This window comes from Kosakonia radicincitans DSM 16656 (genome assembly GCF_000280495.2).
Lineage (GTDB): Bacteria > Pseudomonadota > Gammaproteobacteria > Enterobacterales > Enterobacteriaceae > Kosakonia > Kosakonia radicincitans.
The window spans coordinates 1,807,589-1,822,662 of record NZ_CP018016.1 but is presented as its reverse complement, the minus strand read 5'-3'; the positions used below and the strand labels follow the sequence as shown (position 1 = coordinate 1,822,662).

General features: G+C 56.3%; 13 protein-coding genes. 5 read left to right on the top strand and 8 right to left on the bottom strand.

Features of this window, described 5'->3' with window-relative positions:
* Window positions 1–156 precede the first annotated feature (156 nt).
* Together metG and Y71_RS08915 are read left to right on the top strand one after the other, a co-directional pair.
* Complete coding sequence (metG, locus tag Y71_RS08920; RefSeq protein WP_007371208.1) at window positions 157–2,190, top strand: methionine--tRNA ligase; 2,034 nt, start codon at window positions 157–159, stop codon at window positions 2,188–2,190.
* A gap of 69 nt (window positions 2,191–2,259) precedes the next feature.
* Window positions 2,260–2,715 carry a YehR family lipoprotein gene (locus Y71_RS08915; protein ID WP_007371207.1) on the top strand — a complete coding sequence of 152 codons (456 nt, stop codon included), beginning with the start codon at window positions 2,260–2,262 and terminating at the stop codon, window positions 2,713–2,715.
* A 127-nt stretch (window positions 2,716–2,842) separates the two neighbouring features.
* Here the strand turns inward: Y71_RS08915 and Y71_RS08910 are convergent, their stop codons facing one another.
* From Y71_RS08910 to Y71_RS08900, 3 genes are read right to left on the bottom strand one after another with little or no spacing between them, the layout of a single operon-like run.
* On the bottom strand, window positions 2,843–3,319 hold the full coding sequence (locus tag Y71_RS08910) for a YehS family protein (RefSeq protein ID WP_007371206.1): 477 nt from the start codon (window positions 3,317–3,319) through the stop codon (window positions 2,843–2,845).
* Window positions 3,320–3,371: 52 nt separating this feature from the next.
* Window positions 3,372–4,091, bottom strand: coding sequence for a two-component system response regulator BtsR (btsR, locus tag Y71_RS08905; protein ID WP_007371205.1), 720 nt, complete (start codon window positions 4,089–4,091; stop codon window positions 3,372–3,374).
* Window positions 4,085–5,773: a sensor histidine kinase gene (locus tag Y71_RS08900; protein WP_007371204.1), complete on the bottom strand. Its 1,689-nt coding sequence runs from the start codon at window positions 5,771–5,773 to the stop codon at window positions 4,085–4,087. The genes btsR and Y71_RS08900 overlap by 7 nt, the downstream gene beginning before the upstream one ends.
* A gap of 220 nt (window positions 5,774–5,993) precedes the next feature.
* On the opposite strand from Y71_RS08900, the gene mlrA reads away from it, so the two are divergent.
* Both mlrA and Y71_RS08890 read left to right on the top strand, forming a co-directional pair.
* Window positions 5,994–6,725, top strand: coding sequence for an HTH-type transcriptional regulator MlrA (gene mlrA / locus Y71_RS08895; protein WP_007371203.1), 732 nt, complete (start codon window positions 5,994–5,996; stop codon window positions 6,723–6,725).
* A gap of 58 nt (window positions 6,726–6,783) precedes the next feature.
* The gene (locus tag Y71_RS08890) at window positions 6,784–6,897 is read left to right on the top strand and encodes a protein YohO (RefSeq protein ID WP_007371202.1); all 114 of its coding nucleotides are present in this window, start codon (window positions 6,784–6,786) and stop codon (window positions 6,895–6,897) included.
* On the opposite strand, the gene Y71_RS08885 is transcribed toward Y71_RS08890, so the two are convergent.
* The 5 genes from Y71_RS08885 to bglX all read right to left on the bottom strand — a co-directional run bounded on the left by Y71_RS08885 (window position 6,872) and on the right by bglX (window position 13,060).
* Entirely contained in the window at window positions 6,872–7,609 is a 738-nt protein-coding gene (locus Y71_RS08885; protein WP_007371201.1) for an ABC transporter permease, read from the bottom strand. The two genes, Y71_RS08890 and Y71_RS08885, sit on opposite strands and share 26 nt — an antisense overlap.
* Complete coding sequence (locus tag Y71_RS08880; RefSeq protein ID WP_007371200.1) at window positions 7,593–8,540, bottom strand: ABC transporter ATP-binding protein; 948 nt, start codon at window positions 8,538–8,540, stop codon at window positions 7,593–7,595. The genes Y71_RS08885 and Y71_RS08880 overlap by 17 nt, the downstream gene beginning before the upstream one ends.
* Window positions 8,533–9,687, bottom strand: a complete 1,155-nt coding sequence (locus Y71_RS08875) for an ABC transporter permease (protein WP_035942170.1) — start codon at window positions 9,685–9,687, stop codon at window positions 8,533–8,535. Before Y71_RS08875 ends, Y71_RS08880 begins: the two co-directional genes overlap by 8 nt.
* 8 nt (window positions 9,688–9,695) lie before the next feature.
* A complete protein-coding gene (osmF, locus tag Y71_RS08870; protein WP_007371198.1) occupies window positions 9,696–10,613 on the bottom strand; it encodes a glycine betaine ABC transporter substrate-binding protein OsmF in 918 nt (305 codons plus the stop codon).
* A 149-nt stretch (window positions 10,614–10,762) separates the two neighbouring features.
* Window positions 10,763–13,060, bottom strand: coding sequence for a beta-glucosidase BglX (gene bglX / locus Y71_RS08865; protein WP_035942411.1), 2,298 nt, complete (start codon window positions 13,058–13,060; stop codon window positions 10,763–10,765).
* Between the two features lie 188 nt (window positions 13,061–13,248).
* Between bglX and dld the strand changes: the two genes are divergently transcribed.
* The gene (dld, locus tag Y71_RS08860) at window positions 13,249–14,997 is read left to right on the top strand and encodes a D-lactate dehydrogenase (protein WP_007371196.1); all 1,749 of its coding nucleotides are present in this window, start codon (window positions 13,249–13,251) and stop codon (window positions 14,995–14,997) included.
* The last annotated feature ends 77 nt before the right edge of the window (window positions 14,998–15,074 follow it).

Here is a 15,074-nt window from a genome sequence, read left to right as displayed (position 1 = left end):
CATATTGGCTCATGTGGTTTAAAACGCTCCTGATAGCGTCGTTCAATTATTCCCATATCTGCATATATGGTCTAAAACGCCTCGATCGCGTAGCGCGCTAATTCCCCTTTTGGTACTATCGATACCCCTTTTTCTCAAGAAGATGTAATGCCTACTATGACTCAAGTCGCGAAGAAAATTCTGGTAACGTGCGCACTGCCGTACGCCAACGGCTCTATCCACCTCGGCCATATGCTGGAGCACATCCAGGCTGATGTCTGGGTCCGTTACCAGCGAATGCGCGGCCACGAGGTGAACTTCATTTGCGCGGACGATGCCCACGGCACGCCGATCATGCTGAAAGCGCAGCAGCTGGGGATCACCCCGGAGCAGATGATCACCGAAATGAGTCAGGAACATCAGACTGATTTTGCTGGCTTTAACATCAGCTACGACAACTACCACTCCACGCACAGCGACGAGAACCGCGAGCTGTCGGAGCTTATTTACACGCGCCTGAAAGAGAACGGTTTTATTAAGAACCGCACTATCTCTCAGCTCTACGATCCGGAAAAAGGCATGTTCCTGCCGGACCGTTTTGTGAAAGGCACCTGCCCGAAATGTAAATCGCCGGATCAGTACGGCGATAACTGCGAAGTGTGCGGCGCGACCTACAGCCCGACCGAGCTGATCGAGCCGAAATCAGTGGTATCCGGCGCGACGCCGGTAATGCGTGATTCCGAACACTTCTTCTTCGATCTGCCTTCCTTCAGCGAAATGTTACAGGCATGGACCCGCAGCGGCGCGCTGCAGGAGCAGGTGGCCAACAAAATGCAGGAGTGGTTCGAATCCGGGCTGCAACAGTGGGATATCTCCCGCGATGCGCCGTACTTCGGCTTCGAAATCCCGGGCGCGCCGGGCAAATATTTCTATGTCTGGCTGGATGCTCCGATCGGCTACATGGGCTCGTTCAAAAACCTGTGCGACAAACGCGGCGATACCACCAGCTTCGACGCATACTGGAAGAAAGATTCCGACGCCGAGCTGTATCACTTTATCGGTAAAGATATCGTCTACTTCCACAGCCTGTTCTGGCCTGCGATGCTGGAAGGCAGCAATTTCCGTAAGCCGACCAACCTGTTTGTTCACGGCTATGTGACGGTGAACGGCGCGAAGATGTCCAAATCGCGTGGCACCTTCATTAAAGCCAGCACCTGGCTGAACCATTTTGATGCCGACAGCCTGCGCTACTACTACGCGGCGAAGCTCTCTTCGCGCATTGATGATATCGACCTTAACCTGGAAGACTTTATCCAGCGCGTGAACGCCGACATCGTCAACAAAGTGGTGAATCTGGCCTCCCGTAACGCGGGCTTTATCGCCAAACGCTTTGACGGCGTGCTGGCGGCAGAGCTGGCGGATCCGGCGCTGTACCAGACCTTTATCGACGCGGCAGCCAGCATTGGTGAAGCGTGGGAAAACCGCGAATTCAGCAAAGCGGTACGCGAAATCATGGCGCTGGCCGATGTGGCTAACCGCTATGTTGATGAGCAGGCGCCGTGGGTGGTGGCAAAACAGGAAGACCGCGATGCCGATCTGCAGGCCATCTGCTCAATGGGCATCAACCTGTTCCGCGTTCTGCTGACATACCTGAAACCGGTTCTGCCATCGCTCTCTGAGCGCGCGGAAGCGTTCCTCAACACCACGCTGGAGTGGGATGCCATCAACCAGCCGCTGCTCGGCCATAAAGTGAATACCTTCAAAGCGTTGTACAACCGCATTGAGATGAAACAGGTGGAAGCGCTGGTTGAAGCGTCGAAAGAAGAAGTGAAAGCGGCTGCCGCACCGGTGATCGGCGAACTGGCCGACAATCCGATTCAGGAAACCATCAGCTTTGATGATTTCGCCAAAGTCGATCTGCGCGTGGCGCTGATTGAGAACGCGGAATTCGTTGAAGGCTCTGACAAGCTGCTGCGCCTGACGCTGGATCTGGACGGCGAGAAACGCAATGTCTTCTCCGGCATTCGTTCTGCCTACCCGGACCCGAGCGCGCTGATTGGCCGTCTGACGGTGATGGTGGCAAACCTTGCGCCGCGTAAAATGCGCTTCGGCATCTCCGAAGGGATGGTGATGGCCGCAGGCCCTGGCGGCAAGGACATCTTCCTGCTCAGCCCGGACAGCGGTGCGAAAGCTGGCCAACAGGTCAAATAACAATAAAGGCGCTGATATCAGCGCCTTTTTTCTATACTGATACCAGTTTATGGAAACAGGGGAATCACCGTGAATATCCGTCATCTTTTTGCCGCCCTTTTCGCCTTTACCCTGCTCTTCAGCCTGAGCGGCTGCGGGGAGAAAGAGCAGAGTAAAACCTTTAGCTGGTCGGCACCAGGAACCGAACTGACGCTGACCTATTACTACAAAGACGACAAAGTGCTGCGCCAGACGGCGAAAAATAAGATCGACTACAGCGCCATTGGCGCGAGCAACAAAGAGGAAGCGATGAAAGTCCTCGGGCCGATCAGCCAGAAATACCAGAGCGTCAAAGGGATCAAAGAGAGCGTTGATTACCAGCAAACCTATGCGCAGGAGACGCTGGATGTAGATTACAGCGCGGTGAATTTCGCCGATCTGAACGCATTACAGGGCACGGCGTTTACCGGCACGGTGCAGGATGGTATCAGTATGCAGAAGTCGGAAGCGCTGTTGAAAGCGAAGGGCTTTAAAGAGGTTCAGTAATTCGTCATCTTGCCCGGTGGCGCTACGCTTACCGGGCCAGTGAAGGTCGTAAGCCGGATAACGCAACGCCGCCATCGGGCAGTTTTTCACAACGCTCAGGCGACATAGCCTGATGGCGCTTCGCTTATCAGGCCTGCGCTTTCGGCTTTTGCACCTTGCTGGCTAAGCCACGCAGGAAATAGCGCAGAAACTGGTCGCCGCACTCGCGGAAGTTTTTATGTTCCGGCGCGCGCATCATGGCGGTGATTTCCGGCATCGACACACGGAACTGCTGCGCGGTGAGGATCGCCAGAATATCGTCGGTCTTTAACGAAAAGGCGATACGCAATTTTTTCAGCACAATGTTGTTATTCAGTTTGCGCTCGACCACCAGCGGCGGCGCGCTGTCATCTTTGCCGCGTTTTTCGTAAATCAGCCCATTGAGAAAAGCGGATAACACAATATCCGGACACGGCTTATACCCTGCCTCATCCTCTTTACGCAGCCACGGAGCAATCTGTTCGGCGGTGACCACCGTATCCGCCAGTGCAAGAATGCGCACCAGCGCGTTATTGTCCACTTGCAGTGTGTAACGCAGGCTGCGCAGGATATCGTTATTAAGCATCTCTTTCCCCAAAATGATAAACCAGCGCGCAGTGTAGGCATCGCACAGGAATTTACAACCCCAGCGCCTCTTTTAAATTCTTCAGATAGCGGCGGCTGACCGGCACCGTCAGCCCGTCACGCAGCAATAGCTCCGCCTGGCCGTTATCTTCAAGGCGAATCTCTTTCAGGTGCGCCATATTCACCAGATACTGACGATGGCAGCGAACCAGCGGCGTGCGGCTCTCCAGCGTACGCAACGTCAGCTCAGTAAAGCCCTCTTTGCCCTCCTGGCTGGTGACATAAACGCCGCTCATCCGGCTGCTGACAAACGCCACCTCATCCATCTGCAACAGCCAGATACGGCTGTGCCCGGTACAGGGAATAAATTTCAGCGCTTCCTGATTCTCCGGCAGCACCGACACATCCTGCACACCGCGCTCCTGGCGCAGGCGCGTCAACGTTTTCTCCAGACGACGTGCCTCAATAGGTTTAAGCAGGTAGTCGAACGCATGTTCCTCAAACGCCTGCACCGCATACTCATCAAAAGCGGTAAGAAACACCACATAAGGGCGATTGCCGGGATCAAGCATGCCGACCATCTCAAGCCCGCTGATGCGCGGCATCTGAATATCAAGAAACAGCACGTCGGGGTGCAGCTTGTGCACCGCGCCAATCGCTTCCACGGCATTGCCGCACTCGCCAACAATCTCGATGTCGCTCTCTTCCTGAAGCAGAATACGCAGGTTTTCCCGGGCCAGCGGTTCATCATCAACAATCAGCACTTTTAACATGCCTGTTCCTCCAGCGGGAGTCTTAAGGTAATGCGGGTAAACAGATCCGGTTCGCAGGCAATGCTGATACCGCAGTCGTTACCGAAGCGGGCGCGCAACCGCTTATCCACCAGGCTCATCCCCAGCCCGCTGGCATCGTTTTTCGGTTGATACAGACCCGCATTATCCTCAACCGCCAGCACCAGATGTTCCCCGTCCTGGCTGGCGTTGATGGAAATCTCGCCGACGCCGAGCAGCTGCGATGTACCATGCTTGATGGCATTTTCGACAATCGGTTGCAGCGTAAATGCCGGCAACTGCAAATGCGACAGCGCCTCCGGCACGTGTAACTGCACATGCAACCGCGACTGGAAGCGCGCTTTTTCGATTTGCAGGTAGGCATTCACATGTTCAATTTCATCCGCCAGCGTAACGATCTCTGACGGACGCTTTAAGTTTTTGCGAAAGAAGGTCGAGAGGTATTGCACCAGCAACCCGGCCTGGTCGCTGTCGCGGCGGATCACCGCTTTCAACGTATTCAGCGCATTGAACAGGAAATGTGGGTTCACCTGCGCATGCAGGAGTTTAATTTCCGACTGAGTCAGCAGCGCCTTCTGCCGTTCGTACTGCCCGGCGAGAATTTGCGCCGACAGCAGTTGCGCGATCCCTTCGCCCAGCGTGCGGTTGATGGAGCTGAACAGGCGGTTTTTCGCCTCGTATAACTTAATGGTGCCCACCACGCGCTGGTTTTCGCCGCGTAGCGGAATAACTAATGTCGAACCTAATTTGCACTGCGGATGCAACGAGCAGCGATACGGCACTTCGTTACCGTCAGCGTACACCACTTCGCCGGTTTCGATGGCGCGCTGCGTCCAGACCGAAGAGATCGGCCGTCCCGGTAAGTGGTGATCGTCGCCAATGCCGGTAAACGCCAGCAGCTTGTCGCGATCGGTAATGGCCACCGCACCAATCTCCAGCTCTTTATAGAGCACCTGCGCCACCTTCATGCTGTTTTCTTCGTTAAAACCCTGGCGCAAAATCCCTTCGGTGGAGGCGGCCACTTTCAGCGCGGTGGCGGAAAACGCCGAGGTGTACTTCTCGAACATGGCGCGTTTATCGAGCAGGATACGCATAAACAGCGCGGCGCCGACGGTATTGGTGACCATCATCGGCGCGGCAATGCTCTGCACCAGATGCAGGGCACTGTCGAACGGCCGGGCAATCAGCAGAATAATCAGCATCTGCGTCAGCTCCGCCACACAAGTGATTGCCCCGGCGGTGAGCGGGCTAAAGACCCGATCGGTACGCCCGCGCTTAATCAACGCACTGTGAACCAGGCCGCCAAGCAGCCCTTCGACAATGGTGGAGATCATACAGCTCAGCGCCGTCATGCCGCCCATCGAGTAACGGTGCAGGCCGCCGGTTAATCCGACCAGACCGCCCACCAGCGGGCCGCCGAGCAGGCCGCCCATGACCGCGCCAATCGCCCGGGTATTCGCAATAGAGTCTTCGATGTGCAGCCCGAAATAAGTGCCAAGAATGCAGAAAATAGAGAAGGTGACATAGCACAATAATTTATGCGGCAGACGGACGGTAACCTGCATTAGCGGGATAAACAGGCGCGTCTTACTCATCAACCAGGCGATAACCAGAAACACGCACATCTGTTGTAGCAGCAACAGCACCAGATTGAATTCGTACATACCGGCAAATACCACATCAACTAAAGCGCGTAACATACATGGAGTCGCCGTACGTTTCTTTGAAGCGCTGCAAAAAAACGCTAAATCGTGCTCTGTATCACAAAGTCTTGCCAGATGATTCACCTTTCACCTGCCGTCCGGGCAATTTTTCGCCAATTTCTCTTCATACGACCGCCAGAGGCTACAGTTAAAGTGGGAGCCAGTAAGCAAAGGTGAAACTATGGCGCTTTACACAATTGGTGAAGTGGCGTTGTTATGCGATGTCAATCCCGTCACGCTGCGAGCCTGGCAGCGACGTTACGGGTTATTGAAACCTCAACGCACGGATGGCGGCCATCGACTCTTTACCGAATCGGACATTGATCGCATTCGGGAAATTAAAAGCTGGATAAGTAATGGTGTTCAGGTCAGCAAAGTGCAGACCCTGCTTTCCAGCGAACCTGACGAGGTTCGCGACGGCTGGCGGGAGCAGCAAGAGACCGCGCTGCGCTACCTGCAACAGGGCAATCAGCAGCAGTTGCACCAGTGGCTCAAAGAGCACGAACGCGACTACCCGGCCAGTACGCTGACCAGCAATTTGATCATGCCTTTACGCCACCGCCTGCAAAACCCGCAGCCCGCTCTGCAAGCGATGCTCAGCCTGCTCGATGGCATATTGATTACTCATATTTCCGGCTCTCTGGCGCTGGCGCGCAAAAAGAGCGGCCAGGACGCGCTGGTGATCGGCTGGAATATTCACGACACCCCCCGTTTATGGCTGGAAGGCTGGATAGCAAGCCAGCAAGGATGGCGGGTAGATGTGCTGGCACATTCGTTAACCCATCTGCGCCCGGAGATGTTCGACGGCCAGACGCTGCTGGTGTGGTGCGGAGAAAGCCCGACAACAGCGCAACTGCATCAGTTGCTGACATGGCAGGAAAACGGCCACCGCGTTGCGCTTCTCGGTATTTAATGTTTTATCAACAACCCGGCTCCCTTTATACTACTTGCCTTAACAAAAGGAACGACATATGAAGGCTGGTAAAATTATCGTCATCGCGGTTTTTCTGCTGATGGCCATCGGCGGCATCAGCGGCGTGATGCTCGCAGGTTATTCGTTTATTGTGCGTGGCGGTGCTGGCTAAGCCAGCGCGTCAACCGCTCAAATGCCTGGTCGACAATAATCGCGGCCAGCGCCACCAGAATTGCTCCCTGAATAACATAAGCCGTATTAAAACCGCTCAGCCCGATGATAATCGGCGTACCGAGCGTGCTCGCGCCCACCGTTGAGGCAATCGCCGCCGTGCCGATATTGATGATCACCGAGGTGCGCACACCGGCAATGATCACCGGCGCCGCCAGCGGCAGCTCCACTTTCACCAACCGCTGCCACGCGCTCATTCCCATGCCCTGCGCCACGCTTTGTACGCTCTCTGGCACGGCGGCGATCCCGGCCAGCGTTCCCTGTAAAATCGGCAAAATACCGTACAATACCAGCGCAATCACCGCCGGCTCTTTACCAAACCCCATGACCGGCACGGCAATCGCCAGCACCGCCACCGGCGGAAAAGTTTGCCCGACGGCGGCGATGGTTTCCGCCAGCGGACGAAACTCACGCCCGGCCGGGCGGGTCACCACAATGCCAACACCGATACCCAGCACAATGGCAATCGCGCTGGAAATGCCCACCAGCGCAAAATGCGCTGCGGCCAGCGACACAAAGCTCTCCTGCAGATAGACCGGGCGCGGCAGTTGCGGAAACAGTGTGCTGAATAACGCAGCGCTGTGCGGCAGCCACAGCAATAGCGCCACAAACAGCGCGATCAACCATAACAGGGGATCACGCAGAAGCCTCACCACTGGCCTCCACGCGCAATAAATCACGGAAATGCAGACTGCCGCAGGGCTGGCCGCTGTCATCATGCACCGGCAGGATCTCGCACTGTTGGGCGACAAACGCCGACAACGCTTCGCGCAGCGTCATCTCCGCCCGCAGCGGTTCTCCCTCATAAACCGGTTCACGGCGCAGATAGCCTTTCACCTGGCGCAGCGACAACAGACGCACGCCCAGCTCGCTACGACCGAAAAATTCACGGACAAAATCGTTGTGCGGCGCGGTCAGCAGCGCCAGCGGTGTCCCCTGCTGCACCACTTTGCCCTTATCCATCAACACCAGGTGATCTGCCAGCTGTAGCGCCTCATCAATATCGTGCGTCACCAGTACAATGGTGCGCCCAAGCAGGCGGTGAATGCGCACCATCTCCTGCTGCAATGCCGCGCGGGTGACCGGATCCAGCGCACCGAAAGGTTCATCCATCAACAGCACTTCCGGATCGGCCGCCAGCGCGCGAGCCACTCCGACCCGCTGCTGTTGCCCGCCGGAAAGCTGATGCGGGAAACGGTCGCGCAGGGAAACATCCAGCCCCAGCAGCGCCATCAGTTCATCCACCCGTGCCTCGCGCTGGCCGCGCGACCACTTTTGCAGTTGCAGCACGGTGGCGATGTTCTGCGCCACCGTCCAGTGCGGGAACAACCCAATCGACTGTATGGCATACCCCATGCGGCGGCGCAGCTCCAGCACCGGAAGCTGGCGAATATCCTCACCGGCAAAATAAATCGCGCCTTCATCATGCTCGATCAGCCGGTTGATCATCTTCAGCGTGGTCGATTTTCCGGAACCTGAGGTGCCAATCAGTACCGAAAAAGCTCCCGTTTTGACATGCAGATCGAGATGGCTGACGGCCTGCTGTCCGGCAAAGGTTTTGCTGACATTTTTAAATTCAATCATGTTGTTTTACCTTCAGCAGCGCGAGGCTTAAACCAAACAGCGCATCCACGACAACGGCCAGCGCAATAACCGGGATCACACCAAGCAGCACTAAATCCAGCGCGCTGCTCAGTAGCCCCTGGAAGACCAACGAACCGAAGCCGCCTGCGCCGATCAGCGCCGCGATCACCGCCATGCCGACCGTCTGCACCGCCACAACGCGCAAACTGCGTAGCAGCAGCGGCAGCGCCAGCGGAATGCGTACCTGCCAGAAACGCTGGCGCGCGCTCATGCCCATCGCCTCGGCACTCTCCAGCACCTCCTGCGGCACCTGGTTAAGCCCGGCGACCACGCCGCGCACCAGCGGCAACAAGGCATACAAAATAAGGGCAATCAGCGCGGGCGTCATGCCGGTTCCGGCAATGCCGAAACGGCTCAGAACCGGGAAGTGCAGCACCAGCCCGGCCAACGGCGCAATCAGCAGGCCGAACAGCCCGACAGAAGGAATGGTCTGGATGATATTGAGCACCGTGAAAACCGGCCCCTGGCGTGTCGGATGGCGGTAGCACCATAAACCGATGGCAAATCCCACCCCCAGCGCGGGGATGAGCGTACCGAAAAGCAGCGTCAGATGCTGCGCCAGCGCATCATTAAACACTTCCTGGCGGTTGCGGTATTCATGCAGCAATGAGAGATCGTCCAGCTCGCCGCTGAGCAGTAAGAACAGCGGCAGACACCAGATTTGCGCATTGAGCAGCCAGCGCCAGACCGGATGGCTGGCAAGGCGGCGAATGGCGTCGCTACAGGCCAGCAGCGCCAACGCCAGCCACAGCCACAACCCGCTTCCCGGCGAGGTTCGCGCCAGCGCGCTGCCCGACTGCGCCAGTTCCGTCGCCGCCCTGCCCGCGCTCCATACCAAAAGGCAAAACAGCGCTTCGGCCAGCAGCAGCGTACCGATTTGCGCCCCGCGCCCTGGCACAAAACTGAGTATCAGCAGCAGACAGGGCGCCAGCAGCCAGAACGCCGGAAACAGCTGCCACAACACACGACTTTCGCCTGAGACCAGCCGGTTTGGCGCATAGTTAACAAACGGTAGCCAGGCTGCCAGCAGCCCGACGACCATCAACAGCAGCAGCACACGATTATGGCAACGTCGCGAATCCTCCATAACAGCGCTTATTTCACCAGCCCTTTTTCTTTCAGGTAATCGGCTGCCACTTTTTTCGCATCCAGCCCTTCAACGGCAATGCTGGCGTTCAGTTTTTGCAGCGTTTTTTCATCCAGGCTGGCGAAGACCGGTTTCAGCCACGCATCCAGTTGCGGATACGCTTTTAACACCGCTTCACGCACTACCGGCGTGGGCGCATAGATCGGTTGCACGCCTTTCGGATCGCTCAGTGTTTGCAGCCCCAACGCCGCAACCGGGCCATCCGTACCGTAAGCCATCGCCGCATTCACGCCGGAAGTTTGCTGCGCGGCAGCTTTAATGGTCACCGCCGTATCGCCGCCAGCCAGCGACAGCAGTTGATCCTGTTTCAGTGTAAAGTCGTACGCTTTCTCAAAGGCCGGTAACGCATCGGTGCGTTCGATAAACTCCGCCGATGCCGCCAGTTTGAATTCACCGCCCTCTTTCAGATAACGGCTCAGATCGGCTAAGGATGTGAGCTTATTTTTCTGCGCCAGATCCTGACGCACGGCAATCGTCCACGTGTTATTCGCCGGTGCGGGCGTCAGCCAGACCAGCTTATTCTGTTCGGCATCGAGTTTTTTCACTTTCTCGTAGCCCTGCTGCGCGTTTTTCCATGCGGGATCGCTTTCATCTTTAAAGAAAAATGCGCCGTTACCGGTGTATTCGGGGTAGATATCCAGCTCGCCGGAGGTAATCGCCCCGCGCACCACCGGCGTGGTGCCAAGCTGCACTTTATTGACTGTTTTTACGCCATGGCTTTCCAGAACCTGCAAGATGATATTGCCCAGCAGCGCCCCTTCGGTATCAATTTTGGATCCCACTTTTACCGGTTCCGCTGCCTGCAACGGCAGGCTCGTGGCAGCCACCAGCAGCAGTGAGCACGCAATCTTATGGGTGATTGTCATTGTACTTCCCTCATTTTTTACCGCCTTTTTCAGCAGCTTGAGAAAAAAGCGTAGCCGAAAAATAGCGGCTTTGTCGCGTGAAAGCCCTAAACGATAAAGGAATAAGGTATAGCGGAAAAAATCAGGCCGGTTGCCCGGCCTGGGAAGGATTAGCGCAGTTCGAACTCGCCCTGATTGACGCGTGCGGAATCAACACCGATAAAGACGTTGAATTTGCCCGGCTCCGCAGCATATTTCATCTGCTGGTTCCAGAATTTCAGCGCATTCACATCGATCGGGAAGCTGACGGTTTTGGTTTCGCCCGGTTGCAGGTTCACCTTGTCAAAGCCGCGCAGCTGTTTCACCGGACGGCTCATCGACGCGGTGACATCCTGCAAATACATCTGGATCACCGTTTCACCCGCGCGCTTACCGGTGTTGGTCACCTCCACGCTGGCGGTCACTTTGCCAGTACTCGTCATCGACGGCGCGGACATTTTCACCTCAGAGACTTTGAAAGTGGTGTAGCTAAGGCCGTAACCGAACGGATAGAGCGGCCCGTTCGCTTCATCAAAGTAACGGGAAGTGTATTTGTTCGGCTTGTCGGCATTGTACGGACGGCCGGTATTCAAATGGCTGTAGTAAACCGGGATCTGCCCCACCGAGCGCGGGAAGGACATCGGCAACTTGCCGGACGGGTTGTAATCGCCAAACAGAATATCGGCGATGGCGTTACCGCCTTCCGTCCCGGCGAACCAGGTTTCGAGGATCGCATCAGCCTGCTGATCCTCTTTCACCAGCGCCAGCGGGCGACCATTCATCAGCACCAGCACCAGCGGTTTACCGGTCGCTTTCAGCGCGGCAATCAGATCGCGCTGGCTTTGCGGAATAGTGATGTCAGTACGGCTGGACGCTTCGTGCGCCATCCCCTGCGCTTCACCCACCACAGCTACCACCACGTCGGATTTCTTCGCCGCCGCCACCGCTTCATCAATCATCTCTTGCGGCGAACGCGGATCGACCACCACCGCCGGTTCATACAGATTGAGGAAGTTAACGATGTCTTTGTCGTTGGTGATGTTCGCCCCTTTGGCGTACAGCACGTTGCCTTTACCGGCCAGCGCATTGCGGATGCCGGTCAGCACGGTAACAGACTGATCGGCCACACCCGCCGCAGACCAGCTTCCCATTGAGTCACGCTTGCTGTCGGCCAGCGGCCCAACCACCGCCACGGTGTCGGTTTTTTTCAGCGGCAGGGTTTCAAGGCGGTTTTTCAGCAGCACCATACTTTCGCGCGCCACTTGACGCGCTTCTTTGCGATGCAGACGGCTTTCCGCATTGGTATCTTGCGGATCGCTCTCTTTCGGGCCGAGATGGCTGTACGGATCGTTAAACAAGCCCATGTCGTACTTCACGTTCAGCACATGACGCGTGGCATCGTCCAGCTCCTCCATCGTCACCTTGCCGGATTTCACCAGCCCCGGCAGATACTTGCTGTAGTACTCGTCGCTCATGCTCATGTTGATGCCGGACTTCAGCGCCACACGCACCGCATCTTCCGGATCGGCAGCCGTGCCGTGTTTGATAAGTTCCTTGATCGCACCGTGATCGGAAATGGTGATGCCTTTGAAGTGCCACTGATCGCGCAGCAGATCTTTTAACAGCCAGGAATCCGACGAAGCGGGCGTGCCGTTCAGCGAGTTAAGCGCCACCATCACGCCGCCGCTACCGGCATCGAGCGCCGCTTTATACGGCGGCATATAGTCGTTAAACAGACGCTGCGGGCTCATATCGACGGTGTTGTACTCTTTACCGCCTTCCACCGCGCCATACGCGGCAAAGTGTTTAACGCTGGTCATCACTGAGTAGCGATCCGCCGGGCTTTTGCCCTGCATCGCTTCGACCATCGTGCGCCCCATTTCAGAAGTCAGGAAGGTGTCTTCACCAAACCCTTCCGACACGCGGCCCCAGCGCGGATCGCGGGAAACATCCACCATGGGTGCCCAGGTCATATTCAGGCCGTCATCGGCGGCTTCATAAGCAGAAATGCGCCCTACAGTGCGCACCGCGTCAAGGTTAAAACTGGAGGCCAGGCCAAGGCTAATCGGGAAGACGGTACGCTGGCCGTGAACCACATCATAAGCGAAAAAGAGAGGAATTTTCAGGCGGCTAAGCTGCATCGCCTGATCCTGCATCGCGCGGATATCCGGGCGGGTAACGGTGTTAAAAATCGCCCCCACTTGGCTCTTTTTAATCATCTCGCGGATAGCTTCCTTCGGGTTATCCGGGCCAACACTGATAAGACGCAACTGGCCAATTTTTTCATCAACTGTCATCTTTTTGAGCAACTCAGTGACAAATGCATCCCTTGCTTCAGGCGTCAGCGGATGGTTGCCAATCAACTCCTCAGCCAGCGCGGGTTGCAGCGCGAGGCTCACAGCGACACCTACAGAACATAGCCATTTCATGTCGTATTTACTCTCTTGTATTTCACCCATAACCGCGGAACGGACCGCGAAAAAAACGCAGTGTGCCATAATCCTGGCATGTCTTGCAGAGTTGGGCTCTGATTTTTCTGCGAATTCACTCCCCCGTCAGGTTTAGCAGGACTACTATTACAGGCACAAAAATGCTGACTCACCACAAGGAGTGGAATATGTCATTCGCAACTTCAAACGAGAACCGCACTTTTTTACACGAACTGAAACGGCTGGTCGGCGCATCTCACCTGTTGACCGATCCCGCTAAAACCGCCCGCTACCGTAAAGGCTTTCGCTCCGGCCACGGCGATGCGCTGGCGGTGGTGTTTCCCGGAACGTTAGTGGAGCTATGGCGCGTGCTGCATGCCTGCGTCAACGCCGACAAAATCATCCTGATGCAGGCGGCGAATACTGGCCTGACCGAAGGCTCAACGCCCAGCGGCAATGATTATGATCGCGATATCGTGATTATCAGTACCCTGCGGCTCGACAAGCTGCACCTGCTGGATAACGGCGAGCAGGTGCTGGCGTATCCTGGCACCACGCTCTACTCGCTGGAAAAGGCGCTTAAACCGCTGGGCCGCGAGCCGCACTCGGTGATTGGCTCCTCCTGCATTGGCGCCTCGGTGATTGGCGGGATCTGCAATAACTCCGGTGGTTCACTGGTGCAGCGCGGCCCGGCCTATACCGAGATGTCGCTGTTCGCCCGTATCGATGAGCAGGGCAAATTGCAGTTAGTTAACCATCTGGGCATTGATTTGGGCGAAACGCCGGAGCAGATCCTCAGCGCGCTGGATGACGAGCGCATCAAAGCGGATAACGTGCGCCACGATCAGCGTCACGGTCACGATCATGATTACATCACCCGCGTGCGCGACGTCGAAGCCGATACTCCGGCGCGCTACAACGCCGATCCGGATCGGCTGTTTGAATCTTCCGGCTGTGCGGGCAAACTCGCGGTTTTTGCTGTACGTCTGGATACTTTCCCGGCGGAAAAACAGCAACAAGTATTCTATATCGGCACCAACCAGACCGCCGTATTAACGGAGATCCGCCGCCACATTCTGGCGAACTTCGCCCATCTGCCGGTGGCGGGCGAATATATGCACCGCGATATTTACGACATCGCCGAACGCTACGGTAAAGACACCTTCCTGATGATCGACAAGCTCGGCACCGACAAAATGCCGCTGTTCTTTACCCTGAAGGGACGCACCGAAGCGGTGCTGGATAAAGCGCCGCTGTTCAAGCCGCACTTTATTGACCGTTCACTGCAAAAAATCAGCGCCGTCTTCCCGTCTCATCTGCCGCCGCGCATGAAAACGTGGCGTGATAAGTATGAGCATCATCTGCTGTTGAAAATGTCAGGCGATGGGATCGCAGAAGCGCAAAACTGGCTGACGGACTATTTTGCCAGCGCCGAAGGCGACTTTTTCGTCTGTACGCCGGAGGAAGGGAGCAAAGCCTTTTTACATCGCTTTGCCGCCGCCGGTGCGGCGATCCGCTATCAGGCGGTACATGCTGATGAAGTGGAAGATATTCTGGCGCTCGACATCGCCCTGAGGCGCAACGATACCGAATGGTTTGAGCATCTGCCGCCAGAAATCGACAACCAACTGGTGCACAAACTCTACTACGGCCACTTTATGTGCCACGTTTTCCACCAGGATTATATCGTCAAGAAAGGCGTCGACGCCCATGCGCTGAAAGAGCAAATGCTTGAACTGCTGCGCCAGCGCGGCGCGCAATACCCTGCCGAACATAACGTGGGTCACCTGTATGAAGCCGCAGAAACGCTAAAACAGTTTTATCGGGAAAATGATCCGACAAACAGCATGAATCCCGGTATCGGAAAAACCACTAAGCGTAAATTCTGGCAAGAGGAATTAACGACAGATAATCACGCTGATGTGGTGATAAAATAGCCACAATACAGGCTGTATTGTGTGCTCCTTTCGTAATAGAGTAGCGAAAAACGCCAGAGAAACGTTTCTCTGGCTCC

Excerpts from the sequence above, each read along its gene's own strand:
- metG (WP_007371208.1), top strand. The coding sequence starts at position 157 with ATGACTCAAGTCGCGAAGAAAATTCTGGTAACGTGCGCACTGCCGTAC.
- Y71_RS08910 (WP_007371206.1), bottom strand. The coding sequence starts at position 3,319 with ATGCTTAATAACGATATCCTGCGCAGCCTGCGTTACACACTGCAAGTG.
- btsR (WP_007371205.1), bottom strand. The coding sequence starts at position 4,091 with ATGTTAAAAGTGCTGATTGTTGATGATGAACCGCTGGCCCGGGAAAAC.
- Y71_RS08900 (WP_007371204.1), bottom strand. The coding sequence starts at position 5,773 with ATGTACGAATTCAATCTGGTGCTGTTGCTGCTACAACAGATGTGCGTG.
- mlrA (WP_007371203.1), top strand. The coding sequence starts at position 5,994 with ATGGCGCTTTACACAATTGGTGAAGTGGCGTTGTTATGCGATGTCAAT.
- Y71_RS08890 (WP_007371202.1), top strand. The coding sequence starts at position 6,784 with ATGAAGGCTGGTAAAATTATCGTCATCGCGGTTTTTCTGCTGATGGCC.
- Y71_RS08880 (WP_007371200.1), bottom strand. The coding sequence starts at position 8,540 with ATGATTGAATTTAAAAATGTCAGCAAAACCTTTGCCGGACAGCAGGCC.
- Y71_RS08875 (WP_035942170.1), bottom strand. The coding sequence starts at position 9,687 with ATGGAGGATTCGCGACGTTGCCATAATCGTGTGCTGCTGCTGTTGATG.
- osmF (WP_007371198.1), bottom strand. The coding sequence starts at position 10,613 with ATGACAATCACCCATAAGATTGCGTGCTCACTGCTGCTGGTGGCTGCC.
- bglX (WP_035942411.1), bottom strand. The coding sequence starts at position 13,060 with ATGAAATGGCTATGTTCTGTAGGTGTCGCTGTGAGCCTCGCGCTGCAA.
- dld (WP_007371196.1), top strand. The coding sequence starts at position 13,249 with ATGTCATTCGCAACTTCAAACGAGAACCGCACTTTTTTACACGAACTG.